Annotated in this window: 24 protein-coding genes; 13 read left to right on the top strand and 11 right to left on the bottom strand. The window is 73.8% G+C overall.

What is annotated here, in order from left to right; translation table 11 throughout:
• Window positions 1-77: 77 nt before the first annotated feature.
• Window positions 78-971 carry a dihydropteroate synthase gene (folP, locus tag IO40_RS0128165; protein ID WP_016469579.1) on the bottom strand — a complete coding sequence of 298 codons (894 nt, stop codon included), beginning with the start codon at window positions 969-971 and terminating at the stop codon, window positions 78-80.
• 148 nt (window positions 972-1,119) lie between these two features.
• On the opposite strand from folP, the gene IO40_RS39960 reads away from it, so the two are divergent.
• Together IO40_RS39960 and IO40_RS0128155 are read left to right on the top strand one after the other, a co-directional pair.
• Window positions 1,120-1,755, top strand: coding sequence for a DivIVA domain-containing protein (locus IO40_RS39960; RefSeq protein WP_016469580.1), 636 nt, complete (start codon window positions 1,120-1,122; stop codon window positions 1,753-1,755).
• A complete protein-coding gene (locus IO40_RS0128155; protein WP_016469581.1) occupies window positions 1,752-2,402 on the top strand; it encodes a DNA-3-methyladenine glycosylase I in 651 nt (216 codons plus the stop codon). Before IO40_RS39960 ends, IO40_RS0128155 begins: the two co-directional genes overlap by 4 nt.
• Before the next feature lie 31 nt (window positions 2,403-2,433).
• Here IO40_RS0128155 and chcB read toward each other — a convergent pair whose 3' ends face one another.
• Window positions 2,434-3,222 carry a 2-cyclohexenylcarbonyl CoA isomerase gene (gene chcB, locus IO40_RS0128150; protein ID WP_016469582.1) on the bottom strand — a complete coding sequence of 263 codons (789 nt, stop codon included), beginning with the start codon at window positions 3,220-3,222 and terminating at the stop codon, window positions 2,434-2,436.
• A 309-nt stretch (window positions 3,223-3,531) separates the two neighbouring features.
• On the opposite strand from chcB, the gene IO40_RS36370 reads away from it, so the two are divergent.
• Window positions 3,532-3,699: a DUF3117 domain-containing protein gene (locus tag IO40_RS36370; RefSeq protein WP_016469583.1), complete on the top strand. Its 168-nt coding sequence runs from the start codon at window positions 3,532-3,534 to the stop codon at window positions 3,697-3,699.
• 304 nt (window positions 3,700-4,003) lie between these two features.
• Here IO40_RS36370 and IO40_RS0128140 read toward each other — a convergent pair whose 3' ends face one another.
• A complete protein-coding gene (locus tag IO40_RS0128140; RefSeq protein ID WP_016469584.1) occupies window positions 4,004-4,699 on the bottom strand; it encodes an O-methyltransferase in 696 nt (231 codons plus the stop codon).
• A gap of 127 nt (window positions 4,700-4,826) precedes the next feature.
• Between IO40_RS0128140 and sigE the strand changes: the two genes are divergently transcribed.
• The 5 genes from sigE (at window position 4,827) to IO40_RS0128115 (ending at window position 10,224) form a co-directional block, all read left to right on the top strand.
• Window positions 4,827-5,603, top strand: coding sequence for an RNA polymerase sigma factor SigE (gene sigE, locus IO40_RS0128135; RefSeq protein ID WP_016469585.1), 777 nt, complete (start codon window positions 4,827-4,829; stop codon window positions 5,601-5,603).
• Window positions 5,600-6,784, top strand: a complete 1,185-nt coding sequence (locus IO40_RS35055) for an anti-sigma factor family protein (protein ID WP_016469586.1) — start codon at window positions 5,600-5,602, stop codon at window positions 6,782-6,784. Before sigE ends, IO40_RS35055 begins: the two co-directional genes overlap by 4 nt.
• A gap of 212 nt (window positions 6,785-6,996) precedes the next feature.
• Complete coding sequence (locus tag IO40_RS0128125) at window positions 6,997-8,736, top strand: S1C family serine protease (protein WP_016469587.1); 1,740 nt, start codon at window positions 6,997-6,999, stop codon at window positions 8,734-8,736.
• A 99-nt stretch (window positions 8,737-8,835) separates the two neighbouring features.
• Entirely contained in the window at window positions 8,836-9,363 is a 528-nt protein-coding gene (locus tag IO40_RS0128120) for a sec-independent translocase (RefSeq protein WP_016469588.1), read from the top strand.
• Window positions 9,364-9,567: 204 nt separating this feature from the next.
• Window positions 9,568-10,224 (top strand): hypothetical protein, encoded by a 657-nt coding sequence (locus IO40_RS0128115; RefSeq protein ID WP_016469589.1) that lies wholly within the window; start codon window positions 9,568-9,570, stop codon window positions 10,222-10,224.
• 174 nt (window positions 10,225-10,398) lie between these two features.
• On the opposite strand, the gene IO40_RS0128110 is transcribed toward IO40_RS0128115, so the two are convergent.
• Genes IO40_RS0128110 through IO40_RS0128100 form a run of 3 tightly spaced genes read right to left on the bottom strand, consistent with a single transcriptional unit; the run spans window position 10,399 to window position 13,456 of the window.
• Window positions 10,399-11,556, bottom strand: a complete 1,158-nt coding sequence (locus tag IO40_RS0128110; RefSeq protein WP_016469590.1) for an Mrp/NBP35 family ATP-binding protein — start codon at window positions 11,554-11,556, stop codon at window positions 10,399-10,401.
• 45 nt (window positions 11,557-11,601) lie between these two features.
• Window positions 11,602-12,138: a DUF1003 domain-containing protein gene (locus tag IO40_RS0128105; RefSeq protein WP_016469591.1), complete on the bottom strand. Its 537-nt coding sequence runs from the start codon at window positions 12,136-12,138 to the stop codon at window positions 11,602-11,604.
• Window positions 12,131-13,456, bottom strand: coding sequence for a magnesium transporter MgtE N-terminal domain-containing protein (locus IO40_RS0128100; protein ID WP_016469592.1), 1,326 nt, complete (start codon window positions 13,454-13,456; stop codon window positions 12,131-12,133). The genes IO40_RS0128105 and IO40_RS0128100 overlap by 8 nt, the downstream gene beginning before the upstream one ends.
• A gap of 210 nt (window positions 13,457-13,666) precedes the next feature.
• On the opposite strand from IO40_RS0128100, the gene IO40_RS0128095 reads away from it, so the two are divergent.
• On the top strand, window positions 13,667-14,434 hold the full coding sequence (locus IO40_RS0128095) for a hypothetical protein (protein ID WP_016469593.1): 768 nt from the start codon (window positions 13,667-13,669) through the stop codon (window positions 14,432-14,434).
• A gap of 389 nt (window positions 14,435-14,823) precedes the next feature.
• On the opposite strand, the gene IO40_RS0128090 is transcribed toward IO40_RS0128095, so the two are convergent.
• Window positions 14,824-15,411, bottom strand: coding sequence for a hypothetical protein (locus tag IO40_RS0128090; protein ID WP_016469594.1), 588 nt, complete (start codon window positions 15,409-15,411; stop codon window positions 14,824-14,826).
• A gap of 9 nt (window positions 15,412-15,420) precedes the next feature.
• On the bottom strand, window positions 15,421-16,554 hold the full coding sequence (locus IO40_RS0128085; protein WP_016469595.1) for a magnesium and cobalt transport protein CorA: 1,134 nt from the start codon (window positions 16,552-16,554) through the stop codon (window positions 15,421-15,423).
• A gap of 509 nt (window positions 16,555-17,063) precedes the next feature.
• Here IO40_RS0128085 and IO40_RS0128080 point away from each other — a divergent pair.
• Window positions 17,064-17,657 carry a suppressor of fused domain protein gene (locus IO40_RS0128080; RefSeq protein WP_030408449.1) on the top strand — a complete coding sequence of 198 codons (594 nt, stop codon included), beginning with the start codon at window positions 17,064-17,066 and terminating at the stop codon, window positions 17,655-17,657.
• Between the two features lie 35 nt (window positions 17,658-17,692).
• On the opposite strand, the gene IO40_RS0128075 is transcribed toward IO40_RS0128080, so the two are convergent.
• Entirely contained in the window at window positions 17,693-18,922 is a 1,230-nt protein-coding gene (locus tag IO40_RS0128075; protein WP_016469597.1) for an MFS transporter, read from the bottom strand.
• A gap of 217 nt (window positions 18,923-19,139) precedes the next feature.
• Between IO40_RS0128075 and IO40_RS0128070 the strand changes: the two genes are divergently transcribed.
• The 3 genes from IO40_RS0128070 to IO40_RS0128060 all read left to right on the top strand — a co-directional run bounded on the left by IO40_RS0128070 (window position 19,140) and on the right by IO40_RS0128060 (window position 21,975).
• A complete protein-coding gene (locus tag IO40_RS0128070; protein ID WP_016469598.1) occupies window positions 19,140-19,778 on the top strand; it encodes a DUF6758 family protein in 639 nt (212 codons plus the stop codon).
• 277 nt (window positions 19,779-20,055) lie between these two features.
• Window positions 20,056-20,901, top strand: a complete 846-nt coding sequence (locus IO40_RS0128065; RefSeq protein ID WP_031176364.1) for a PHP domain-containing protein — start codon at window positions 20,056-20,058, stop codon at window positions 20,899-20,901.
• A gap of 465 nt (window positions 20,902-21,366) precedes the next feature.
• Complete coding sequence (locus tag IO40_RS0128060; protein WP_031176363.1) at window positions 21,367-21,975, top strand: MarC family protein; 609 nt, start codon at window positions 21,367-21,369, stop codon at window positions 21,973-21,975.
• On the opposite strand, the gene IO40_RS0128055 is transcribed toward IO40_RS0128060, so the two are convergent.
• Window positions 21,956-22,858 carry an alpha/beta fold hydrolase gene (locus IO40_RS0128055; protein ID WP_031176362.1) on the bottom strand — a complete coding sequence of 301 codons (903 nt, stop codon included), beginning with the start codon at window positions 22,856-22,858 and terminating at the stop codon, window positions 21,956-21,958. The two genes, IO40_RS0128060 and IO40_RS0128055, sit on opposite strands and share 20 nt — an antisense overlap.
• Window positions 22,859-23,486: 628 nt before the next feature.
• Entirely contained in the window at window positions 23,487-25,208 is a 1,722-nt protein-coding gene (locus IO40_RS0128050; protein WP_016469602.1) for a DEAD/DEAH box helicase, read from the bottom strand.
• Window positions 25,209-25,400 lie beyond the last annotated feature (192 nt).

Genomic DNA, 25,400 nt, shown 5'->3' with positions numbered 1-25,400 from the left:
GGAACCCGCCGGGCCGGCCCCGGGGCCGGCCACCCGGCGGTGCGGGACAGCGGGGACCGCTCTCCGCGGGCGGGACGTCAGGCCAGGCCCCGGCGGGCCACCGCGGGCGGACGGTGCCCCGCGATGGAGGCCACCATGTCGAGCACCTGTTTGGTCTCGGCCACCTCGTGGACGCGGTAGACCCGCGCCCCCAGCCAGGCGGAGACCGCCGTGGTGGCCAGCGTGCCCAGCAGCCTCTCGTCGACCGGCCGGTCCAGGGTCTCGCCGACGAAGTCCTTGTTGGACAGCGAGACCAGCACCGGCCAGCCCGTCGCGGTCAGCCGGTCCAGTTCCCGGGTGGCCTCCAGGGAGTGCCGGGTGGACTTGCCGAAATCGTGCCCCGGGTCGATGAGGATGCCGTCCCGCCGCACCCCCAGCCCGGCCGCCCGCTCGGCCAGCCCCAGCGTCACCCGCAGGATGTCGTCCACGACGCCGCTCGGCCCGGCGCCCTCCGCGTCCGCCGCCGGCTCGTACACAGCGCGGTGCGGCCGGGTGCGCGGCTGGGCGCCGCCCGCGTGCGTGCACACGAGCCCGGCGCCGTACCGGGCCGCGACCTCGGCCAGTCGCGGGTCCACCCCGCCCCAGGCGTCGTTGAGCAGGTCGGCACCCGCCTCGCACACCGCCTCGCCCACCTCGTGCCGCCAGGTGTCCACGCTGATCACCACGTCCGGCCAGCGGCGGCGCACCTCAGCGACGAAACCGACCGTGCGCCGCGCCTCCTCCTGGGCGGTCACCTCGTCGCCCGGGCCGGCCTTCACCCCGCCGATGTCGATGATCGCGGCGCCCTCGGCGACGGCCTGCTCCACTCGTGCGAGCGCCGGCTCGTCACGGAAGGTGGCACCCCGGTCGTAGAACGAATCCGGGGTGCGGTTCACGATCGCCATGATCACCGGCTCGTGCTCACCGAACTCACGCGTCCCCAGGCGCAGCATCAACCGTCCTCTTCCTCTCGGCGGTGCCCGGCCCGGCCCCGCACCCGCGTGGCCCGTGCACCGATCCCGTCGCCGACCATAGCCGTCGGCGAGCCGTGGCACGATCGGGGTCTGCCCACCTTCAGGCGACCACTCGGGGAGTCGTGCCGTGTTCGTGTTCCTGCTGATCTCGCTCGTCGTGGTCGTCGCCGCGGTCACGCTGGCCATCGTCGGGAGCGGCGACGGCTCACACGCGCGGGAGCGCGGAGCGACCGGCGGACTCGCCGACGTACCGCCCGATCTGCTGGACGAGCCCCTGCCCGCCGAGCGGCCCGTCACCCACGCCGACGTGGCCGGGCTGCGCCTGGCCATCGGGCTGCGCGGCTACCGCATGGACCAGGTCGACGACGTCCTCGACCGGCTCGGCGCCGAGCTCGCCGAACGGGACGCCCGTATCGCCGAGCTGGAGTCCTCCCTGGCCGGCGCCCAGGCCGTCGCGATGGGCCGCACCCCCGCCACCGGACGGGAACCGGCACGCGGCCCGGCGGCGGGCCCGGACGGCACCACCGCCCCCGAGGACCCGTCGCCCGGGCCCGCCCCCGAGGACCCGTCGACCCCGCCCGCGCCCGGCGGGCAGGACGCCCCGCACCCCGGCGCGGCGCCCCACGACGACCGCCGGGCCGGTGACGGGGAGAGAGAAGCCGTCGGCGACGGCCGCGAAGCCGGCAGCCACGGCCTCGGACGGGATGCCGGCGGCGACGGCCGGGAAGCCGGCCGTGACGGACAGGAAGAGAGCGGACGATGACCACCGAGACCCCCACCGCCGGCGACACCGGACCCGGGGCCGCCCTCCCGGACACCCCCGAGGGCGGAGCCCGGCCCGGGCCCGACGGACGACTGCGCTGCCCCTGGGGCACCGGGCCCGAGGACTACGCCGCGTACCACGACACCGAATGGGGCCGGCCGGTCCACGGCGACGACGCCCTGTTCGAACGCCTCTGCCTGGAAGCCTTCCAGTCCGGGCTGTCGTGGCTGACGATCCTCCGCAAGCGGGAGGCGTTCCGCGCCGCCTTCGCCGGGTTCCACATCCCCGCCGTCGCCGCCTTCACCGAGGACGACGAGGCGCGGCTGCTGGCCGACAGCGGCATCGTCCGCAACCGTGCCAAGATCAGCGCCGCGCTCGCCAACGCCCGGGTGGCAGCCGACTGGGCACCGGGCGAGCTCGACCGCCTGGTGTGGTCCCACGCGCCCGACCCCGCCACCCGGCGGGTCCCCCGCAGCACGGCCGAGGTGCCCGGCTCCACCCCCGAGTCCACGGCGCTCGCCAAGGAACTGAAGCGGCGCGGATTCCGCTTCGTCGGCCCCACCACCGCCTACGCCCTGATGCAGGCGTGCGGACTGGTCGACGACCACCTGGCGGACTGCTGGCGCCGCGGGACCGCCGCCCGGTGAAACGCGCCCGCACCAAGAGGCGCGGGCGCGGTCAGCGGCCGGTGAAGCGGGGCTTCTCCTTCTTCACGAACGCCTCGACCGCGATCCGGTGATCGGCCGAACCGCCCACCCGCACCTGGAGTTCCGCCTCCTTGGCCAGGGTCTCGGCCAGGGAGTGCGAAGAGGCGTAGGCCAAAGACTCCTTGAGCGCGGCGTAGGCGGCGGTCGGCCCCTCGGCGAGCCGGCGGGCCACGGCGCTCGCCTCGGCGGCCAGCTCGTTTGCGGGCACCACCCGGTTGGCCAGCCCCAGCTCCAGCGCCTCGGCGGCCTTCACACTGCGCGGGAAGAGCAGCAGATCGGCGGCGCGGGAGGGGCCCACCAGCCGGGGCAGCGTCCAGGAGACCCCCGAGTCGGCGGTCAGCGCCACCCCGGCGAACGAGGTGTTGAAGGCCGCGGTGTCGGCCACCACGCGGTAGTCGCAGGCGAACGCGAAGCCCGCGCCCGCCCCGGCGGCCACCCCGTTGACGCCGGCCACCACCGGTTTGGGCATCCCGGCCAGCGCCAGCGTGATCGGGTTGTAGTGCTCCTCGACCGTGTTCAGCGCGCCGCCGCCGCTGCGCTGGAGGGAACCGGTGTGCTCCTTGAGGTCCTGGCCCACGCAGAACGCCCGGCCGGTACCGGTGAGCAGCACCGCCCGTACCGCCTCGTCGTCTGCGGCCCGCCGGAGAGTGTCGCGCAGGGCGACCTTGGTCTCGTCGTCGAGGGCGTTCATCGCGTCGGGACGGTTGAGGGTGACCGTCGCGAGTCCCTCGCTCACTTCGTAGCGCACGGTGTCGGACATACGCACAGGATGTCGTGGATCACCCGCGCCCGACAGGCCCCGCACCGCCTCGCGGCGGCCCGCCGATGTGACCTGCGTCAAACGGAGCGGCTCCGATGCGGAAGCGGAAGCGGGGCAGTATCCCAGGCCGAGCGCCGCATTGGGGCGTTTTGTGCCCGATCAAGCCGGAAGAGATGCGGACTGATGTTGGTCATCGGGTCCTGGGATGCGGGATAATGGCAGGGAAGCAATGTGTTCGATGCCGGTGAATGCTGTGCCTGTTTACGGGACTGCCGGCGCGATCGGCTGGTTTCAGGAAGGGGAACGAGCATGGCGGCCATGAAGCCGCGGACGGGCGACGGCCCGCTCGAGGTGACCAAAGAGGGGCGGGGCATCGTCATGCGCGTTCCGCTCGAAGGCGGTGGGCGACTCGTCGTCGAGCTGACACCGGACGAGGCGACAGCGCTTGGCGAGGAACTGAAGAAGGTCTGCGGCTGACGCCCGGCCCGGACCACGGCCCCGGGGTGACCGCGTACGCGCGGCCACCCCGGGGCCGCGTCGTTGGCGCCGCTCACCGCCACGACGGCCGTCCGGCGCGCCGCTTCCGGCGTCTCCGGCAACGGCCGCCGTGGCGGTGAGCGGCGCCTTGCGCGCCTGACCGGGTGCCGTGCCGGCCCTCGCGGGGCCTGCGGCGCCGCGGGTGCGGGAGCCGGGACAGTCGTCGCCGTCCCGCATGGGATGCGGTGCGGCCGACCGCCCGTACGCGGAAGCGGCCCTCGGTCGCCGTGCCTCAACCCGCCGGTCACTCCGTGCGTTTGACCGCGCACAGCAAACCGTCGCCCACCGGGAGCAGCGACGGCACCAGCACGGTGCTCTCACGCACCGTGCGCAACAGCTCACGCAGTCGCAGCACTTCGACCGGCTGAGCGGCGGCGTCGCCGATCCGGCCCTCGGCGAAGACTCCCGCGAAACAGATCAGTCCGCCCTCGCGCAGCAGCCGCAACGATTCGTCGAGGTAGTCCAGGAACTCCAGCCGGTCCCCGTCGCAGAAGACGAGGTCGTAGCCGCCGTCGGCGAGACGGGGCAGGACGTCCAGTGCCCGGCCCGGGATGAACCGCACCCGGTTGCCGCCGCTGCCCACGAAACCGGCCGCCCGGAACGCCTCGCGCGCGAACTGCTGGCGCTCCGGATCGATGTCCACCGTCGTCAACACCCCGTCGGGGCGCATCCCGTGCAGCAGATGCAGCCCCGAGACGCCCGTGCCGGTGCCGATCTCCGCGACCGCCTTGGCGCCCGCGGTGGCGGCCAGCAGCCGCAGGGCCGCTCCGGTGGCGGGGGAGACCGAACGCAGCCCTGCCTCCTGGGCCCTCGCGCGGGCCCAGCGCAGCGCTTCGCTCTCGGCGCTCTCGACCAGCTCGGCGCCGTACGCATCGGCGAGCGCCCAGCTCGTCTGCCGGTTGCCGGTAATGGCCCTCTCCTGTCCCCGTCCTCCACGCAATCGTGACTGTATCCGTTGGCCCGGGAACCTGCTGATGGGACCGGGCGTTGAGAAGGGAGAGACCGAGGCGTCCCGGTATCCAAAGCCGGGCAAAGACGCTTATCCGGAGCTAACGGGAGATGTGGCTATGGTAGGGGCTCCAGTGGACACCACCAGAGCCGACAGGGGAGGTGCGGCTGCGCACCGGGACCGCGGCGTCTTCGCCAGATTCCGCCGGCCCGTGGGACAGCCGAAATCCGTGACCGACACCGCTGACCAGGCCCGCTCCGCCGACACCGCGACCACGGCGACTTTCGAGACCGCTGCGGACGCGCAGGCGTGGACCCCTCCTTCGTGGGAGGAGATCGTCAGCACCCACAGTGCTCGCGTCTACCGCCTCGCCTACCGTCTGACGGGCAACCAGCACGACGCCGAGGACCTCACCCAGGAAGTCTTCGTCCGGGTCTTCCGCTCGCTGTCCACCTACACGCCGGGCACCTTCGAGGGCTGGCTGCACCGCATCACCACCAACCTGTTCCTCGACATGGTGCGGCGCAAGCAGCGCATCCGCTTCGACGCGCTCGCCGACGACGCCGCCGAGCGGCTGCCCAGCCGCGAGCCCACCCCGCAGCAGCACTTCAACGACACCCACTTCGACGCCGACGTCCAGCACGCCCTGGACACTCTCGCGCCCGAGTTCCGCGCCGCCGTCGTGCTGTGCGACATCGAGGGCCTGTCGTACGAGGAGATCGCCGCCACCCTCGGTGTGAAGCTCGGCACCGTCCGCAGCCGTATCCACCGGGGCCGGTCCCACCTGCGCAAGGCGCTCAAGCACCGTTCGCCCGCCGCCCGGGCCGAGCAGCAGCGTGCGTCGCTGAGCGCGGCGGTGCCCCTCGCCCGGACAGGGGAGGTGCGCGCCGGGTGAGCCCCGCCGAGCAGCACCTCGGAGACCGGCTCGCCGCCCTCGTGGACGGCGAGCTGGACCACGATGCGCGTGAACGCGTCCTCGCCCATCTGGCCACCTGTCCCGGCTGCAAGGCCGAGGCGGACGACCAGCGCCGGCTCAAGAGCTTCTTCGCCGAGGCGGCACCGCCGCCGCCCAGCGCGGGGCTCCTCGCCCGGCTCCAGGGGCTGCCCGCCGCGGGCGATCCCCGTACCGGCGGGCCGGACGGCGGCGGCTTCGGCCCCGGCGGCCCCGTCGGTCCCGCGCACGAGGACGAGGACCCGGGCCTGCTCTCCGTCACCGGGCTGCCCGGCGGCGCGGACCGGTCTCCGTGGGCGTTCGACTACCTGCCCGTGAGCCGGGGCGGCGGACGCGGAACGCTCACCCCGCAGCGCGGCTTCCGGATACACGAGACCCCCCGCCTCGACCGTCCCGGGCGGCTGCACCGCACCGCCGCCCGGCTCGACCGTGCCGAGCGGGAACACGCCGAGCGGGAGCGGGCCGAGCGTGAGCGCTCCGCCTCGCGCGGACGCCGCTTCGCCTTCGCCGCGGCCGGGGCCTTCTCCCTCGCCGCCCTCGCCCTCGGCGGCACCCTCGCCTCCGGCACGGCGGGCGGCACCGCCGGTGGCGGCAGCGACAGCCCCTCCGCGAACTCGGTGCGCAGCGCCGGTTCCGCCACCGGCTCCGCCGCCTCCCGGGATCCCCGGCGCCGGGACGGCGACCAGCGTGGCACCACCGCGGACACCCGCGCCGCCGGCCCCACTTTCGCGCCGGCCTCCCGAGGGGCGACCGCGCCGCGCACCCGGCTCACCGCACCGACCAGCCTGCTCCAGCGGTCCACGGCCTCCCCGCTCTCTTCCCTGTCCTCCCTCTCGTCCCTCTCTTCGCTCTCGTCGTTCCCCGGCCTCCACTCCCGGCTGCTGTCGCCGGGCGCCGCCTCCACCGGCTGGTACGGGCAGGCCGGCTCCTCCGGCACCCTCAGCGCGCTGAGCGGCACGCCGTCGTCCGGCGGTCCCGCGGTCAACGAGGTGCGGCGTGCCGCGCCCGACGCCGGTGGACTGCGGTCCTTCCCCGGGCGGGCCCCGCTGGCCGGCTCCCCGGCGACCGCCCCCGCCTCGGGGTCGTCGCCGGCCACCGCGGCGGGCCCGGCGGGAGCGCGCTGAGCCGGACGGCACCGCGCGGCCCCCGCGCGGCGGCGCCCCGGGGCGGTGCCGGGTTGACGCCCGCTGTGCGGGGCCCGGCGTTCCTGGTTGAATCCTGGGTGGACCTCTCGACGAGTCGCCCAGCCGGGGCATGTCCCCCGGGCACCGCCCGGCCGACACCGGGACCGGCGGCCGGGGAGGGGGAGCAGTGCGGGTGACCAGCTGGAGAGAGCATGGACGAGCCGAAGGGCACCGGGCAGCCGTCGACGTGGCGGAGCCGCCCACGCCGGGCCGCCGAGGGCCGGACGGCCACCGGGGCGGAGCCGCCCGCCGCGAGCGAGGCGGCCGGCGCGGCTGACGCACCCTGCGAGCCGCTGCACGGCGTCGATCCGTACGCCACACCCCCGTACGGCGAGCCCGGCCCCTGGGCGCCGGCGCCGCCCGTCCAGCGTCCGGCGGTCACCCCGCCCCGCGGTGTCCCGCTGCCGGGTGCGACCCCCGCGCACGGCACCCCGCTTCCGTCGGCCACCCCGCCGCACGGTGTGCCGGCCCCGTCCGTGACACCTCCGCGCGGCATCCCGGCCCCTGCGCTCCCGCCGCAGCAGGGGGCAGGGAGCTCGCCGGTCACCCCGTCGGACAGTGCGCCGGCGCCCTCGCACGAGGACGCGGCTCCGCCGCACGGCACCCTGCCGCACGGGGTTCCGGTGTCCGCCGCGACGCCCCCGCACGGTGTGCGGGTGCCGGGTCAGGGGACGGCCGCGGGCGGGGCGGGGGAGTGGCCCGGCGGGCGGGGGTACGCGTTCCAGCAGCCGGTGCCGGGCCCGGCGGCCCGGCCGCCCCGCAGCACAGCGTCCCGGCTCTCCCGGCTGGCGGTGGGGGCCTGTGCGCTGGCGCTGGTGGCGGGCGTGGCGGGGGGCCTGATCGGCGCGTACGTCGAGCGGCACGGCCAGGTGACCGACATCGAGCTGCCGCAGGCCGGGGCGGACCCGGCGGCCGACGGGGGCCCGCGGCCGAAGGGCAGCATCGCCGGCATCGCCCGGCGCGCCCTGCCCGGTGTGGTGACGCTGCACGCGCGCGGCGGCGGCTCCGAGGCGACGGGCACCGGTTTCGTACTGGACCGGCGCGGCCACATCCTCACCAACAACCACGTGGTGGAGTCGGCCAAGGGCGCCGACGCGGTGCGGGTCACCTTCAGCAGCGGGCAGACCGCCACCGGCCGGGTCGTCGGCAGCGACAGCGGCTACGACCTGGCCGTCGTCGAGGTGTCGGGCGTCTCGGGGCTGCGTCCGCTGCCGCTGGGCGACTCGGACGCCGTACGGGTGGGGGACCCGGTGGTGGCGATCGGCGCCCCCTACGACCTGGACGGCACGGTCACGACGGGCATCATCAGCGCCAAGGAGCGGCCGATCACGGCGGGCGGTGAGGAGCCGGGCAGCGAGATGAGCTATGTGGACGCGTTGCAGACGGACGCTCCGATAAATCCGGGGAACTCCGGCGGCCCGCTCATGGACGGCCGTGGCCGGGTGATCGGCGTCAACAGCGCGATCAAGGCGGCGGGCAGCGGCTCGGCGCTGCCGGACGGCAAGAGCGGCGGCAGTATCGGTCTGGGCTTCGCGATCCCCGTCAACCAGGCCCGGCGGGTCGCCGAGGAGCTGATCAACGACGGCCGGGCCACCCATCCGGTCATAGGGGTCACCCTCGACATGGAGTACCGCGGCGAGGGAGCGCGGATCGGCGGGTCCGGCGGCGGGGGCGAGGCGGTCGCCAAGGGCGGGCCCGCGGACGAGGCGGGGCTGGCCGAGGGCGATGTGATCACGCGGGTGAACGGCAAGGCGGTGGCCGACGGCGAGGAGCTGATCGTGCGGGTCCGCAGTCACCGGCCCGGTGACCGGCTGGAGCTCGTGGTCCGCCGGGGCGGCGCCGGGGGTGCGGAGCGCTCGGTGTCTCTCACGCTGGGTTCCGCCTCGGGCTGAGGCAGGTCACCGGTGAGGGCGGGGTCCCGCTCACGAGGCGTGTGCGGGTACCGTGACAGATGGCTGCAAGAGCCGTGGACGGAGTGAGGGAGCTGAGCGGTGTTCTTCGACATAGGACCACTGGAGCTGGTCACGCTCATCGTGCTCGCGGTGCTGGTCTTCGGCCCCGACAAGCTCCCGAAGGTGATCCAGGACGTCGCGTCTTTCATCCGCAAGGTGCGGCAGTTCTCCGACAACGCCAAGGAGGACATCCGCAGCGAGCTGGGTCCGGAGTTCAAGGACTTCGAGTTCGAGGACCTGAACCCGAAGACGTTCGCGCGCAAGCACCTGCTGGACAACGACGACCTGGGGTTGAAGGAGATCAGCAACACCTTCGACTTCCGCAAGGATCTGGCCGAAGTCACCGACGCGGTCAACGGTTCCGGTGGTGCGGGCGGCGGCAGCGGCTCGAACGGTTCGAAGGGCGGTTCGGGCCGGGTGGACTTCTCCAAGAAGAGCGCGCCGGCGGCCTCGGGCGGCGCTGTTGACCTGGCCAAGAACGGCTCCGACGGAGTGAACGGCCAACCGGTGCACGGCGGTGCCGCCCGGCGGAGTGATCCGCCGCCGTTCGACGCGGACGCCACCTGACTTCCCATCAGGCAACGATCGGGTCACCGGCGCTCATCCGGCACTGGGACATCTGCGGCGTTTGCCGTCCATCTCGCCACCCCTCCCGCGTCCTGATCCCCTGGTCATGACCGACACGCGGGACCGGTGTGGCTATCCTCCAAGTGTCGGGGGTCGCCGGGCTCGGCTGCCCAGGGCACAGGGCAATGAGGAGGCGTCGCACAGATGGAGACGACGAGTCGGCTAGCCGGGGAGACCGGGCCCGCCGCGCAACAGGTTCCCGGTGCGCGGCGGGCGGTGGACGACTACCTGATGGCCGCCTTCCCCTGGTACGGCCTGGATGACGCCTTCTCCGGGCCGCGCTGGCTGATGCAGGTCGGCACCGCGGCCGACGGCACGGTCGAGCACGGCTCCACCGGCCACGGCGACGAGCCCTCCCTGCGCGCCGAGGGCGCCACGGACGAGCAGAGCTTCGCCGTCGTGGTGACCCTCGCCAGCCGCCCGGGACGGCGCAGCGCGGACGGCACCGGCGTGCTGGAGGCCACCACCGTCTCGACGGCCGCCTGGCTGGCCGGCTCCGGGCTGCTCTCGTGCAGCTATCCGATGGAGATGGACCGCAGCCTGCGCCAGGACTGGCTCGACCAGCAGACGAGTGTCGCCTGGGAGCTCGCCGACGAGCTGGACGGCTCGGGCTGGAGCACCCTGTCGCTGCCGGTGGACGGCGTGCCGACCGACTTCCACTACCGCGAGTCCGAGTACGGCTGGGTGCTGGCCGGGTCCGCCCAGGAGGGCGTGCACCTGGGCGCCTACGGCCGCGGGATGAGCGCCTACGGACTGGGCTTCGCCGTCGTCAGGGACATCACCTCCTACGAGAACCGCTGAGGCCGCCCGCCTCTTTCTTCCCGTCCCCTTCCGTTGCCTCCCGGGCCCGTACCGGCCCGCAGCCGCCACCCCGCCGGTGCCGCACACCGGGCGCGGACGTCATGCCACGAGCGCGGGACCCCCGTACACAGCTCCGTACGGGGGTCCCGCGCTCGTGTGCGCCCGTGAGAGGCGTCAGAACTTGTTGCTGGGGGTCAGACCCAGGGACATGCCCGAGAGGCCGCGCTGACGCGAGGAGAGCTTGCCGGCGACCTCGCGCAGGGCCCGACCGGCGGGGGAGTCCGGGTCGCTGAGGACCACCGGCTTGCCCTCGTCGCCGCCCTCGCGGAGCCGGATGTCGATCGGGATGCCGCCCAGCACCGGCACCTGGGCGCCGGTGGTACGCGTCAGGCCCTCGGCGACCTGCTTGCCGCCGCCGGTGCCGAAGACGTCGACCATCTCGTCGCAGTGCGGGCACGGCATGCCGGACATGTTCTCGATCACGCCGACGATCTTCTGGTGGGTCTGCACGGCGATGGAGCCGGCGCGCTCGGCGACCTCCGCCGCGGCCTGCTGCGGCGTCGTGACGACGAGGATCTCCGCGTTCGGGATCAGCTGGGCCACCGAGATGGCGATGTCGCCGGTGCCGGGCGGCAGGTCCAGCAGCAGGACGTCCAGGTCGCCCCAGTAGACGTCGGCGAGGAACTGCTGGAGGGCCCGGTGCAGCATGGGGCCGCGCCAGACGACGGGGGCGTTTCCGGGGGTGAACATCCCGATCGAGATGACCTTCACGCCGTGCGCCGACGGCGGCATGATCATGTCCTCGACCTGGGTGGGCCGCCCGTCGGCGCCCAGCATCCGCGGCACGGAGTGGCCGTAGATGTCGGCGTCGACCACACCGACCTTGAGACCGTCGTCCGCCATGGCGGCGGCCAGGTTCACGGTCACCGAGGACTTGCCGACGCCGCCCTTGCCGGAGGCCACGCAGTAGACGCGGGTGAGCGATCCGGGCTGGGCGAAGGGGATCTCCCGCTCGGCCTTGCCGCCGCGCAGGGCGGCGGCCAGTTCACGGCGCTGCTCGTCGCTCATCACATCGAGTTCGACGCGCACTCCGCTGACGCCCGGCACGCGCTCCACGGCCTTGGTGACGTCGCTGGTGATGGTGTCGCGCAGCGGGCAGCCGGAGACCGTCAGATAGACCCCGACGTCCACCGTGCCGTCGGGCGCGATGCCGACGGATTTGACCATGCCCAGGTCGGTGATCGGCCGGTGGATCTCCGGGTCGTTCACCGTCGCGAGCGCCGCCCTGACGGCCTCTTCGGTGGGCGCGGGTGCCTGGGTCTCGGTAGCCATGACTGAATGGTAAGGGGGCTACCGGCGAGTGCACTAAGCGCCCGGTCAGCGGTCTTGGTCACGTCCGCCGGGGCCGTCGGCCGCCTCGTCGCGCTCCTGGCCGCGCTCCTCGCGTTCCTGGAGTTCCCTGAGGAGTTCCGCCAGCTCCGAGCGGATCCAGTCCCGGGTGGCCACCTCGCCCAGGCCCATCCGCAGGGCGGCGATCTCGCGGGTGAGGAACTCGGTGTCGGCGATGCTGCGCTCGTTGCGGCTGCGGTCCTGCTCCAGGTTGACCCGGTCGCGGTCGTCCTGGCGGTTCTGTGCCAGCAGGATGAGCGGGGCCGCGTACGAGGCCTGGAGGGAGAGCGCCAGGGTCAGGAAGATGAACGGGTACTCGTCGAACCGCCAGCCGTGGGGCGCCAGGACGTTCCAGCCGATCCAGACGATGATCACGATCGTCATCCACAGCAGGAACCGGCCGGTGCCCAGGAACCGGGCGATCCGCTCGGAGGCCCGGCCGAACGTCTCGGGGTCGTAGGTGGGCAGCAGCGTGCGCCGGGGCACGAGCGGCACGTCCAGCCGGGGCCCCTCCCGTTCAGCCATCGTGCCGCACCTCCCCCTCACGTCCGCGGCCCGGCAGCTCGTCGTGGGCGAACCCGGGCAGCCCGCCCGTCGCCACGGCCTCCCGCCAGTCGTCCGGCAGCAGATCGTCCAGGACGTCGTCCACCGTGACGGCGCCCAGCAGATGGCTGCCCTCGTCCGCGACGGGCGCCGAGACGATGTTGTAGGCGGCCATGTAGCTGGTCAGCGCGGGCAGTGTGGTGCTGGGCGGCAGCGGTCGCAGATCGGCGTCCACGATGGAGCCGACGAGCGCGAACGGCGGCTCCCGCAGCAGTCGCTGGAAGTGGACGACACCCAGATAGGTGCCGGTGGGGGTCTCGTCCGGCGGGCGGCACACGTACACCTGGGCGGCCAGCGGTGCGGGCAGGTCCTCGTTGCGTACCCGGGCCAGCGCCTCGGCGACGCTGGCGTCGGGGCGCAGCACGATCGGGTCGGTCGTCATCAGGCTGCCCGCGGTGCCCTCCTCGTACGTCAGCAGCCGCCGCACGGGGGCGGCCTCCTGGGGCTGCATGAGGTCCAGCAGCCGGTTCTTGTCGGCCTCCGGGAGTTCGCCGAGCAGGTCGGCCGCGTCGTCCGGGTCCATGGCCTCCAGGACGACGGCGGCGCGTTCGTCGGCGAGCTTGCCGATGATCTCCACCTGGTCGTCGTCGGGCAGCTCCTCCAGGACGTCGGCCAGCCGGTCGTCGTGGAGGGCGGCGGCGACCTCGGCCCGGCGTTTCTCGGACAGGTGGTGCAGCACATTGGCCAGGTCGGCGGGGCGCAGCTGTTCGAAGGTGGCCAGCAGGTTGGCGGTGCCCTGTTCCCGCTCCTCCAGTGCGAAACCGGTCACCGCGTCCCATTCCACGGTCAGCGTCTCGCCGCGCCGGCCGCGCAGTCCGCCGCCCTTGCGGCCCTTGCGGACGAACAGCCGGTCGATCTCCCAGTCGCGGCGGGCGGGCAGCCGCTGGAGGCCCACGTCGAGCACGGTCACCTCTTCGCCCGTCTCCTTGAGGGTGACCCGGCGGTCCAGCAGTTCGCCGAGGACGAGGCGTTCGTTGGGGCGCTGCTCGAAACGGCGGATGTTGAGCACGCCGGTGGTGATGACCTGGCCGGACTCCACGCCGGTCACCCGCGTCATGGGCAGGAAGACCCGGCGTCTGCTGACCACCTCCACCACCAGCCCCAGCACACTGGGCAGCCGCCGCTGTCCGCCCAGCAGGGCCACCACGTCGCGTACCCGGCCGACCTGGTCGCCGTTGGGGTCGAAGACGGCGACCCCGGCCAGATGGGAGACGAAGACCCGGGGAGCGCCCGCTGCCATCGGCTGTCTCCCTCCTCGGCCCGGCGGCCGATCGCTCCCGCATCGAACTTCTACGCGGTGTTTGCCGCTCTTCATCCGATATGCCGTATTCAGGCTAGCGTGACCGGTGCCACAGCCGTCGCCGCGGGTGGTCCGGACGGCTGCCTTCCGAGGGCGGCCCGCAGTCCGGGTAGGGTGCCGTCCTGCCGCCGACCACAGGAGGAGCCCCTCGTGACTGGACGCGCCCGCGCACCCCGGAGTGCAGCGCTGTTCGCTCTTGTCAGCGCCTCGGCGATCACCGCACTGAGCGGCTGTGGCGGCGGCGAGGACCCGGACGTGGGCACCAACGGCGTCGGCAAGCTGCCCGCCGCCAAGATCGAACGGAAGGCCAAGGCGGCGGCCGGGGACGCGAGGGCCGTCCGGGTGCACGGCAGCGTCACCAGCAAGGGCCAGACCTACCGCCTCAAAATGCGGCTCAAGAGCGACGGCGGCATCGGCGAGGTGTCCGCGAAGGGCGGTTCCACCTTCCAGCTGCTGCGGGTGGAGCACGATCTGTACCTCAAGGCGGGCACCGACTTCTGGGCACAGCACGAGGGCGGCGAGGAGCCGTCCAAGAGCGATGTGTCCGCCGCGCAGAAACTCAAGGACAAGTACGTCAAGGTGCCGCCGGCCGACCCCGCCTACGAGCAGTTGAGCGTCTTCACCGACATGGAAGCCCTGCTGGACGGGCTGCTGGCCATGGAGGGCAAGCGGGAGGCGGGGGAGCGCGGCTCGGTGGGGGACACCAGCACGATCCGGGTCACCGCGGGCGGCGGGCGCGGCGGCACGGTCGACGTCTCGCTGGAGGGCAAGCCCTATCCGCTGCGGCTCCAGCGCGCGGGCGGCGCCGGCACGGTGCGGCTGAGCGACTGGAACGACGGCTTCACCCTGCACGCCCCCAAGCAGGAGGAGACCGTCGACTACGGCAAGAGCATCTCCTCGGGCGGGCATACGGGCTGACCTGCGGGCCCGGCGGCGGGTCAGGCGCGAGACCGTCCGCCGGGCCGGGCACCGACCGTCCGCCGGGCCGGGCGCCGACCGTCCGCCGGGCCGGGCGCCCTCGCCCAGCCGAGCCCCTCTGCCCAGCAGAGGCCCTTGCCCAGCGGGGGACCTCCGACCGGCCGGGGCCGTCCGGTCCGGCCGGTTCTCCGCGGGTGCCCGTGGGTGCCCGCGGGCGGCGCCTGTCCGGCCCGGGTGCCCGTCGGCGGCGCCCGTCCGACGTGGCGCAGTGAGCCGCGACGCCTGCCACGGGGGAGCGCCGGGCAGCCGGCGGCGCCCGACGCGGGTGAACGCGACGATCAGCGACGCCCGGCGCACGTGAGCGCCCGAGGCGTCCGCCGCTCCTCCCGTCAGCCGGCGTCGGAGCAGGTGCCCCGCTTCCGGGAGCGCCGGAAGAGCAGCCGGGGCAGCCCGGCCGGACGGTCGCGCCGGGTGGTGGCCGGGGTGGCCCTCGGCGGCGCCGCCTGCGAGCCGTGCGGCATCGCACCGGGCCGCTCCAGCGGTTCGCCCGCCGGCTCCAGGCGCAGGACGCGGCTCTCCCGCGCCCAGCGGTCGGTCATGGTGTCCGCGTCCGGGGCGTTGAGCCGCTTGCCCTTGAGTTCCTCGACGGCGGCCTGCCATTCCTCGCCGCCCGCCGGCAGCTCCCGCACCCGGGCCGGCCACACGACGAGGCGGGCCCCCTTGTCCTTGCCGCGCACGGTCACCGTCGCGGTGGCGCCGTCGGCCAGCCCCATGCCGGTCAGCGGCTGTTCCAGGGAACCGTCGCCCACCAGGCAGACCGCCCCCTCGTACCACACGTGCCACAGGCCGCGCGCGGGCCCCTGGGGGCCGCGCACCCACAGCAGGCCGGACTTCTTGGCCGTCTCCTCGATCAGCGCGCGGTCGAGGTGGCTGCCGGCCGGGTGGGAGGGGTCGGGGATCGGGGACGTCGCGGTCATGGCCGCAGGCTACAGCCAGCCGTTGCGCTTGAAACCGCGGTGGATGCCGTAACAGATCACGAGGATGAGCAGCAGCACCGCCGGGTAGCCGTACTTCCAGCGCAGTTCGGGCATGTACTGGAAGTTCATGCCGTAGATGCCGGCGATCATCGTGGGGACGGCGAAGATGGCCGCCCACGCGGTGATCTTGCGCATGTCCTCGTTCTGGGCGACGGTCGCCTGCGCGAGGTTGGCCTGGAGGATGGAGTTGAGCAGGTCGTCGAAGCCGAGCACCTGCTCGTTGACGCGGGTGAGGTGGTCGGCCACGTCGCGGAAGTACTTCTGGATGTCCGGGTCGATCAGCCTCACGGGCCGCTCGCTGAGGGTCTGCATGGGCCGCATCAGCGGGGAGACGGCCCGCTTGAACTCCAGTACCTCGCGCTTGAGCTGGTAGATGCGGCTGGCGTCGCCGCCGCCGCGCTTGCTGCCGCCGGTGCGGTCGGAGAAGACCTCGATCTCGACCTCGTCGATGTCGTCCTGCACCGCGTCGGCGACCGCCAGGTAGCCGTCCACGGTCTGGTCGGCGATCGCGTGCAGTACGGCGGAGGGGCCCTTGCCCAGCAGTTCGGGGTCGTCCTCCAGCCGGTGGCGCAGCGCCCGCAGGGAGCCCTGCCCGCCGTGCCGGACGGTGATGATGTAGTCCCGGCCGGTGAAGCACATCACCTCGCCGGTCTCCACCACCTCGCTGGTTGCGGTCAGTTCGGCGTGCTCGACGTAGTGGATCGTCTTGAAGACGGTGAACAGGCTCTCGTCGTACCGCTCCAGCTTCGGACGCTGGTGCGCGTGCACCGCGTCCTCCACGGCCAGCGGGTGGAGCCCGTACTCCTGGGCGATCCCGGAGAACTCCTCCTCGGTCGGCTCGTGCAGTCCGATCCACACGAAGCCGTCGCGTTCCTGCCCCTCGGCCGAGCGCACGGTGCGCAGCGCGTCGGCGGGGGAGAGCGGTTCGGGGTGCCGGCGGCCGTCCAGGTAGGCGGCGCAGTCCACCACGGCGCTGCTGGTCGCCCGGTCCACTCCGGTGAAACCGCCGCTGCCGTAGCCGGAACGGTTGTCCCTGCGCAGTGCCGGACGGACAGCGGCGCGCAGCTCTCGGATCATCGACATGAGGCCCTCCACGGTGCCGTGCCATGCCGTCGCACCGGTGGCCGGAATGGTGTACTGCCCGGAACGGGGGCCTACGGACACCTGCCCGGAGGTCCGCAAAGCGGGCACCACACGCGGGCCACGACGACGACATTCGCTGACAGACGGAAACAGTGCGTTACTGAGCGAAAATGCGAACGCGGGCGCTCTTCCGCCATGCGTACCCGGAAAGGAGCGGAAACCTCAGTTCTGGGGATGCACGCCTCGTGGCCGCGAGGGGATCAGGGCCGGTACGGCGCGATCGCTGCCGGGGCGGAAGAGCGGCTGGTACTGCACGGTCGACTCGGATCCATGTCAGTCCCACCTCCTCCGGCCGGGCCCCTGTGGGGGACGATGTGTACACGCCTTGACCGGCAGCCCACGTTAGCACTGTGGGTGCCTGCCGCGTGCCGCCGCCCGCCCTCCGGACCGCCCGGGCACCCCGCGGAGCCGCCCGTCCGGGTGTGCGGGCCGCGCACTATGCTCGCCGGATGAACGACGTCCTCACCCTGGTCGATGCCCGGCTGCGCTGGGCCTTCGGCGAGCCCGACGCCCGCGCCTCGGTCACTTTCCTGGGGACCGAACGCATCGAGGTACTGCGTTTCGTGGACGCCGAGGCCCGGACTGTGCGATACGCCACCCTCGGTATGTCCGCCGCACCGATGACCGACCCGGCCCAGGCACTGGCCGACCCCGAACGGGGTCCGCGCGCCGAACTGCTGCTGACGGTACGGGCGGGCCTCGCCGACACCGACAAGGTGCTCCGCCCCCTCGCCGTGCTCGCCGCCTCCCCGCAGGTCGAGGGCGTCGTCGTCGCTCCCGGCGCCTCCTTGGACACCGGCGAACCGCTGTGGCCCGGGGCGCCGTTCACCTCCGTCCTGGTGGCCGAGCCGGGCGGACTGGTGGAGGATCTGCCGCTCGACCCGCCGCGCGAGCCGGTCCGCTTCCTGCCGCTGCTGCCCATGACGCCGGCCGAGGCGGCGTGGAAGCGCGTCCACGGCGCGGAGGCGCTGCGCGAGCGCTGGCTGCGGCACGAGACGGACCTGCGCGACCCCCTGCGCAACGCGGTCCCCCTGGGGGACTGACCCCCACAGGGTGTGCTGCGCGGACCTCCCGGGTGCTACGCCGTCGCCGAGCCCGCGGGCGCCGGCTCGGCCCGCTCCTCGCGCAGCTCCTCCGCCTCCATGACGAGGCTCTTGCGGCGGGCGGCCACGACGGCGGCTCCGGCGAGCGCCGCGCAGGCCGCGACCACGAACGGGATGTGGATGTCGGTCCACTCCTCGATCTTCGGCGCCAGGAAGGGCGCCGCCGCAGCGGCGAACCACCGCACGAAGTTGTAGCCCGCGCTGGCCACCGGCCGCGGCGCGTCCGAGACCCCCAGCGCCAGTTCGGTGTAGACGGTGTTGTTGAGCCCGATGAAGGCACCGGACAGCACCGTGCACACGACGGCCGTCGTGTGGTTGCCGTAGCCCAGGACCAGCAGGTCGGCGGCCATCAGCACCAGGGAGCCGCCCAGCACCCGCAGTGAGCCGAAACGTTCCTGGAGCCGTGGCGCGATCAGCACGGAGAAGACGGCCAGCAGCACGCCCCAGGCGAAGAAGACGGCACCGGAACGGTAGGGCGACATGTTCAGCACGAACGGCGTGAAGGCCAGCACGGTGAAGAAGGCGTAGTTGTAGAAGAACGCCGAGACGGCCGCCGAGGCGAGCCCGCCGTGTCCCAGTGCCCTGACCGGGTCGAGCAGCGAGGTCTTCCGCGCCGGCTTGGGCTGCTCCTTGAGGAACGCGGTGATGGCCAGGAAGCCGATGGCCATCAAGGCGGCGGTGCCGAAGAAGGGGAACCGCCAGCTGGCGTCTCCGAGCAAAGCGCCCAGCAGCGGTCCGCAGGCCATGCCGAGGCCGAGGGCCGACTCGTACAGCAGGATGGCCGCCGCGCTGCCGCCCGCCGCGGCGCCGACGATCACCGCGAGCGCGGTGGAGACGAACAGCGCGTTGCCCAGTCCCCAGCCCGCCCGGAAGCCGACCAGCTGGCCGACGGAGTCGGAGCTGCCGGAGAGGGCGGCGAAGACCACCACGAGGGCGAGGCCGGCCAGCAGCGTCTTGCGTCCGCCGATCCGGCTGGAGACGAAGCCGGTGACGAGCATGGCCACGGCGGTGATCAGGAAGTAGGAGGTGAACAGCAGGGAGACCTGGCTCGGGGTGGCCCGCAGCCCCTTCGCGATCGAGGGGAGGATCGGGTCGACCAGGCCGATGCCCATGAAGGCGACGACGGAGGCGCCCGCCGTGGCCCAGACGGCCTTGGGCTGGCGGAGGATGCTGCCGCCGCCCTCGTCGAACGGATCACCACTCATGCCTGCGGCTCCTAACCGGGTTGTCTGCGCGCTGTGGAATTGATTGGTGTATGCAGACAATAAGTTAGAGAGGCTAATTAGTGCAACCCACAGCTATATGATCAGCCGATAGTCACCTCGCTACCTGGGAACCTCACACAGAGTGGCGTCAGGGCCTTGGATTCGACTGGGGGACCGTCCTTGACGGGACGCCGACCCGGTAGGAGCGTTAGGGCCCATGAGGGGCGAACCCAGTTGCCCGAAGTGCGGTAGCCGGGTCCGGGCGCCCGGTCTCTTCGCCGACACCTGGCAGTGCGGTGAGCACGGTGCCGTGCACCCGCTCCAGCCGGTCCTCCCGCCCAGTGTCGACGCCCTGGCCGTCGTCGTGGGCCGCGCCCGGGTGCCCGTGTGGATGCCGTGGCCGCTCCCCGTGGGCTGGCTGTTCACCGGCGTGGCCTGCGCGGGCGACGACCGCAGCGGCGGCCGGGCCACCGCCGTCGCCTGCTCCGGTCCCGCGCCGCTCGGCGGCCCCGGTGAACTCCTGCTGATCGCCGAGGAACTCGGCGTCGGACTCGGCGCCCGCTACGCCGGTATCGCCGGCCCCGACCCCGGACCCGCCGTCCGCGCGGACAGACCACCACAGGCCAAGATCCTCGCCGCCGGCCACCCCACCCCGCTCTGGCAGGTCGAGGACGCCCCCGAGGACCGCGCCGTCTTCGCGGGCGAGGCGTGCGGACTGTGGCTGTGGGCGATCGCCTGGCCCCAGGAATCCGGACTGCTCCTCCACGACGAACTGGTGCTGACCGATCTGCGCGACGCCGGCGCCGAGATCGACCTGGTGCCCTGCGGCGCCCTCTCGCCCCGGCTGATCTCCTGACCGCCGCGCGCCGCCACCGGGATACCGGTAGCCGGTGGCGGCGCGCACCGGCCCGCCGGGTGTGCCGTTCACCTGCCCGCCGGGTTGCCGTGCGTCTGCCCGCCTGGTGCGCCGTGCGCCTGTCCGCCGGGTGCCGTACCTGCTCGTCCGGCCGTCTGCTGCCGCCGGGGCGGGGGGCCTCGGCCGGGGAAGGATCATCGGACGGTACGGCTATCCTGGACGGCGCTCGCCATGAGCCCGCCACACCCCCGCCGTCCACCTCCCGGAGCCCGTCGACGTGCGCATCGACCTGCACACCCACTCCACCGCCTCCGACGGCACCGACACCCCGGCCCAGCTCGTACGCAACGCCGCGGCGGCCGGTCTGGACGTGGTGGCGCTCACCGATCACGACACCGTGGCCGGACACCCGGAAGCCCTCGCCGCGCTGCCCGCCGGGCTGACCCTCGTCACCGGCGCCGAACTCTCCTGCCGGCTGGGCGACACCAGCCTCCACATGCTCGCCTACCTGTTCGACCCGGACGAGCCCGAACTCGCCCGCGAACGCGAACTGGTCCGCGACGACCGGGTGCCCCGCGCCCGCGCCATCGTGACCAGACTCCGCGAGCTGGGCGTCCCCGTCAGCTGGGAGCAGGTGGCGCGGATCGCCGGGGACGGTGTCGTGGGCCGCCCGCACATCGCCGCGGCCATGGTCGAGAGCGGGGTGATCGAGACGGTCTCCGACGCCTTCACCCCCGAGTGGATCGCCAACGACGGACGCGCCTACGTCGGCAAGCACGAGCTGGACCCCTTCGACGCGCTGCGGCTGATCAAGGGCGCGGGCGGTGTCGCCGTCTTCGCACACCCGCTCGCCGTCAAGCGCGGTCGCTGCGTCTCCGAGAACACCATCGCCGAGCTGGCCGCCGCCGGGCTCGACGGCGTCGAGGCCGACCACGCCGACCACGACCCCGCCACCCGCGAGCGGCTGCACGGACTGGCCGCCGACCTCGGCCTGCTGGCCACCGGCTCCAGCGACTACCACGGCACCCGCAAGACCGTCGCCCTCGGTGACCACACCACGGCGCCCGACGTCTACGCCGAGATCGCCGCACGCGGCTCAGGCGCCCGCCCCGTCACGGGCTGACCCGGCGCCGCACCCCGCCCCACCGGCACCTGCGGCCCCCTGGGGCGCGCTCCGGGCGAACGGCCCCGGCCGCCCGCGGCTGGCCTGACCCGTCCGCGCCCCGGCCACGCGCGCCGTCCCGCACCCGGGCCGAGACGCCGAGCCCGGCGGCCAGGCCCCGCCCGCGGTCCGGCATCCCGCCCCGGCCGCCCCACCGGCAGCCGCCCGGCCCCGTGACCCGCCGGCGTGCGGCGCGGCCCGTCCTCAAGCCCCGCGCGGGCTCACCACGCGGCGAGCGGGGCGGCCGTGCCCCGTCCGGGGCCGCCGTGCCCCGGACGAATGAGGACTTGTCCCCACCCGTCCCGGCGAGCCCGCCTCACGAGCCCGGCCCCCGAACCCCTCCACGACCCGGCCCCCGGGTCCCGAACCAGCCGCCCGGCGGCACGTCCGAAATCCATCCAGCACCAGCAAGGCACAGGCACCACCGTGTTCGACTTCGCTCTCTTCGGCTCCGTCTTCCTCACCCTGTTCGTCATCATGGACCCGCCCGGCATCACGCCGATCTTCCTGGGCCTCACCTCCGGCCGGCCGGTGAAGGTGCAGCGCCGGATGGCCTGGCAGGCCGCGGCGGTCGCGTTCGGGGTGATCACTCTGTTCGGCATCTGCGGCAAGCAGATCCTCGACTACGTCCACGTCTCCATCCCCGCGCTGATGGTCGCCGGCGGACTGCTGCTCCTGCTGGTGGCGCTCGACCTGCTCACCGGGAAGTCCGACGAGCCGACCCAGACCAAGGACGTCAACGTCGCCCTCGTCCCGCTGGGCATGCCCCTGCTGGCCGGGCCGGGCGCCATCGTCTCCGTCATCCTGGCCGTGCAGCACGCGGACGGTCTCGGCGGGCAGGCGGCGGTCTGGAGCGCCATCGTCGCCATGCACCTGGTGCTCTGGCTGGTGATGCGCTATTCGCTGCTGATCATCCGCGTGATCAAGGACGGCGGAGTCGTCCTGGTGACCAGGCTGTCGGGGATGCTGCTGTCCGCCATCGCCGTCCAGCAGATAGCGGGCGGCATCACCCAGTTCATCCAGGGCAAAGGCTGAGCCAGAAAGCGGCGAGGGCCTCGGCCGTCGCCCCGGGGCGCTCGGCGTTGGGGGAGTGGCCCGTGCCCGGCACCACCGTCCGCCGCGCCCCCAGCCGCCGGGCCATCGCGTCCAGCCAGGGCACCGGCCAGGCGTCGTCCTCGGACCCGGAGACCACATGGAACGGCAGCGGCAGCGCGGCCAGCTCGGCCACCCGGTCCGGTTCGCTCAGCAGATGCCGCCCCGTGACCGTGAGCTGCTCGGGCACATTGCTCAGCCAGCGGCGGCGCAGGAACTCCTCCATCGCCGCGGAGGTCTCCGCCGCCTCCTGCGGCGAGTAGGGCGCCTGCCCCGCGGAGCCCACCGACTGGTCCAGCTGCTGCATGACCTCCCAGATGGCGGCCAGGCTCATCGTCTCCATCGCCCCGAGCAGCAGCCGCACCCGTTCCTGCTGGGAGTCGGAGACGGCGCCGGGGCCGCTGCTCATCAGCGTCAGCGAGGCGAACGGCGCCGCGTCCTGCAGCACGGCGGTACGGGCGACGAGCCCGCCCAGCGAGTGCCCCAGCAGGTGGACACCGCCCGGTGTGCCGGCCCCGGCGTCCAGCGCCGCGGCCACCGCGTGCACGTCCCGGGCCAGCTCCGTGAGGTGGTAGGCGCTCTCCTCGCGCGGTCCCCCCGTCTCGAACTGGCCCCGGCCGTCCACCGCGACCACCCGCAGCCCCGCCGCGGCCAGTGGTGCCAGCAGTCCGATGAAGTCCTCCTTGCTGCCGGTGAACCCCGGCAGCAGCAGGGCCGTCCCCGCGGCCCCGCCTCCGGTGTCGTGCACCGCGAACCGACCGCGTGAGGTGACCAGACGGTGGGCCCGTACGCCGTCGGGCAGCGTGAGGAACGGCGGCTTGCTCATGCGAGGAAGCTACCCGCCCCGCCACGCCCCGCCGGACCCGCCCTCACCCCCGGAACCCTGTCCGCCGCCACACCGTTGGAAAGCCCGCGCCGCCCCCTCCGCAGGAGAACCGCCGCCCCTCACCGCAGAGCCGCCCCGGGGCGCCTCCCCTGCCGGGCGGTCCCCGTCGTGCTGGGGGAGTGGCATCCGGTGGGGCGGCTGCCCCTTGCCGGGATTCCCCTTGCCGGGCCCGGCGGCGTCCGGCTGGCCCGTGTGCCGGGGGTGATGGCGTCGGGCAAGCCACTTCCCGTGCCGGGGACCGACGGCACTCAGCGGGGCGGTCTTCGTGCGGGGGCGGCTCTCGTGCTTGAGCGGTGGCGTCCGGCAGGGGGCGGTCCCCGCCCCGGGGGCCAGCGGCGTCCGGCGGGCGGTCTCCGTGCCGGGGATCGGTGGCGCTCGGTGAGGCGACCCCTGTACCGGGGCGGTGGCCGTGCCGGGGCGGTGGCGTCCGGCAAGACAGTCTCCGTGCCGGGCGCCGGCACCACCCCGCGGGACGGCCCCGTGCCGGGGCGGCCCCCACCCCGGGCCGGGTACGCGAACGGCCGGTGACCCTGCACAGGGTCACCGGCCGTTCGCTTGCGTGGTGGGGTCAGCTCTCCGTGGAGGGCTGCTCCGCGGTGGTGGCCGTCCGGCGGGTGCGGGTGCGGCGGCGGGGCTTGCGGGCGCCCTCGCCGTCGGTGCCGCCCTCCGCCTGCTTGGTGGCGGGCGCCTCGGCGGAACCGGAGGCAGCCGCGCCGGAGGCGGTGGCGCCGGCCCGGGTGCGGGTGCGCCGGCGGCGGGGCTTGCGGGGCGCCGTGCCCTCGCCTGCCGCTTCGCCGCCCTGGGCGCCCTCGGCGGTGGCGACGGCCTCGGCGGCCGTGCCGCCGTCGGTCCGGGCCTCCTCGGTGCCCTCGGGGCGCAGGGCGCCGCGAGTGCGCCGCCGCTGGCGCGGCTTGCGCGCCGGGCGGGTGCGCTCGGCGGGCGCCTCGGAGCGGCCGGACCGGCCGCGGGAGCGGCCACCCGTCTCGCCCAGGTCCTCGATCTCCTCGGCGGCGAGCCCCGCCCGGGTGCGCTCGGCACGCGGCAGGATGCCCTTGGCCTCCTTGGGGATCTTCAGCGCCTCGTAGAGGTGCGGCGAGGTGGAGTAGGTCTCCTCGGGGTCGTTGAAGTCCAGCTCCAGCGCCTTGTTGATCAGCTGCCAGCGCGGGATGTCGTCCCAGTCGACCAGCGTGACGGCGGTACCGGAGGCGCCCGCGCGGCCGGTGCGGCCGATGCGGTGGAGGTAGGTCTTCTCGTCCTCCGGCGTCTGGTAGTTGATCACGTGGGTGACGTTGTCGACGTCGATGCCGCGCGCGGCGACGTCCGTGCACACCAGCACATCGACCTTGCCGTTCCGGAAGGCGCGCAGCGCCTGCTCGCGCGCCCCCTGGCCGAGGTCGCCGTGGACGGCGCCGGCGGCGAAGCCGCGCCGCGTCAGCTGCTCGGCGACGTCCGCCGCCGTGCGCTTCGTACGGCAGAAGATCATCGCGAGTCCCCGGCCCTCGGCCTGGAGGATCCGCGCGACCATCTCCGGCTTGTCGAGGGAGTGGGCACGGAAGACGTGCTGTGTGGTGTTCGCCACCGTCTGGCCCTCGTCGTCCGGCGCGGTGGCACGGATGTGCGTGGGCTGGCTCATGTAGCGGCGGGCCAGGGAGATGACCTGGCCGGGCATGGTCGCGGAGAAGAGCATCGTCTGCCGCCGGGTCGGCAGCATCTCGATGATCTTCTCGACGTCCGGCAGGAAGCCCAGGTCGAGCATCTCGTCGGCCTCGTCGAGGACGAGGGTGCGGATCTGGGAGAGCCGCAGCTTCTTCTGGCCCGCCAGGTCCAGCAGCCGGCCGGGCGTGCCGACGACCACGTCGACGCCCTTGTTGAGCGCCTCGACCTGCGGCTCGTACGCACGGCCGCCGTAGATCGACAGGACCCGCACATTGCGGACCTTGCCGGCGGTGAGCAGGTCGTTGGTCACCTGCTGGCACAGCTCACGGGTCGGGACGACGACCAGGGCCTGCGGGGCGTCGGACAGCTGTTCGGGAGTGGCCCGGCCCAGCTCGACGTCGGCGGGGACGGTCACGGAGTCCAGCAGCGGCAGGCCGAAGCCCAGCGTCTTGCCGGTACCGGTCTTGGCCTGGCCGATGACATCGGTGCCGGCCAGGGCGACCGGGAGCGTCATCTCCTGGATCGGGAACGGGGACGTGATGCCGACGGCTTCGAGGGCCTCGGCTGTCTCGGGGAGGATCCCCAGATCTCTGAACGTGGTGGACAGGGTGCTTGCCTCTTCTGTGTGACGCACGAGTGCGGCTACGGCGTCCGGCCGGCCCGGTGTCGGGACGGTCCAGCGGAGCGAGGAGAGGATCTACCGCGCCAGGCGGCCGTGGCATCGGCCCGCCCGGTGGCGCGGGACCACTGGCTCCCGCTCAAGCGCCTCACTTGCGCGAGCGGTCCCTCTCAGCGCGGTCCGCGCGGGGAGCACGGGCCGGCGGAG

The sequence above is a fragment of the Streptomyces albus subsp. albus genome (assembly GCF_000725885.1).
GTDB lineage: Bacteria > Actinomycetota > Actinomycetes > Streptomycetales > Streptomycetaceae > Streptomyces > Streptomyces albus.
Note: the sequence above shows the minus strand (reverse complement) of the source record. Positions and strands in the feature narration are given on the sequence as shown.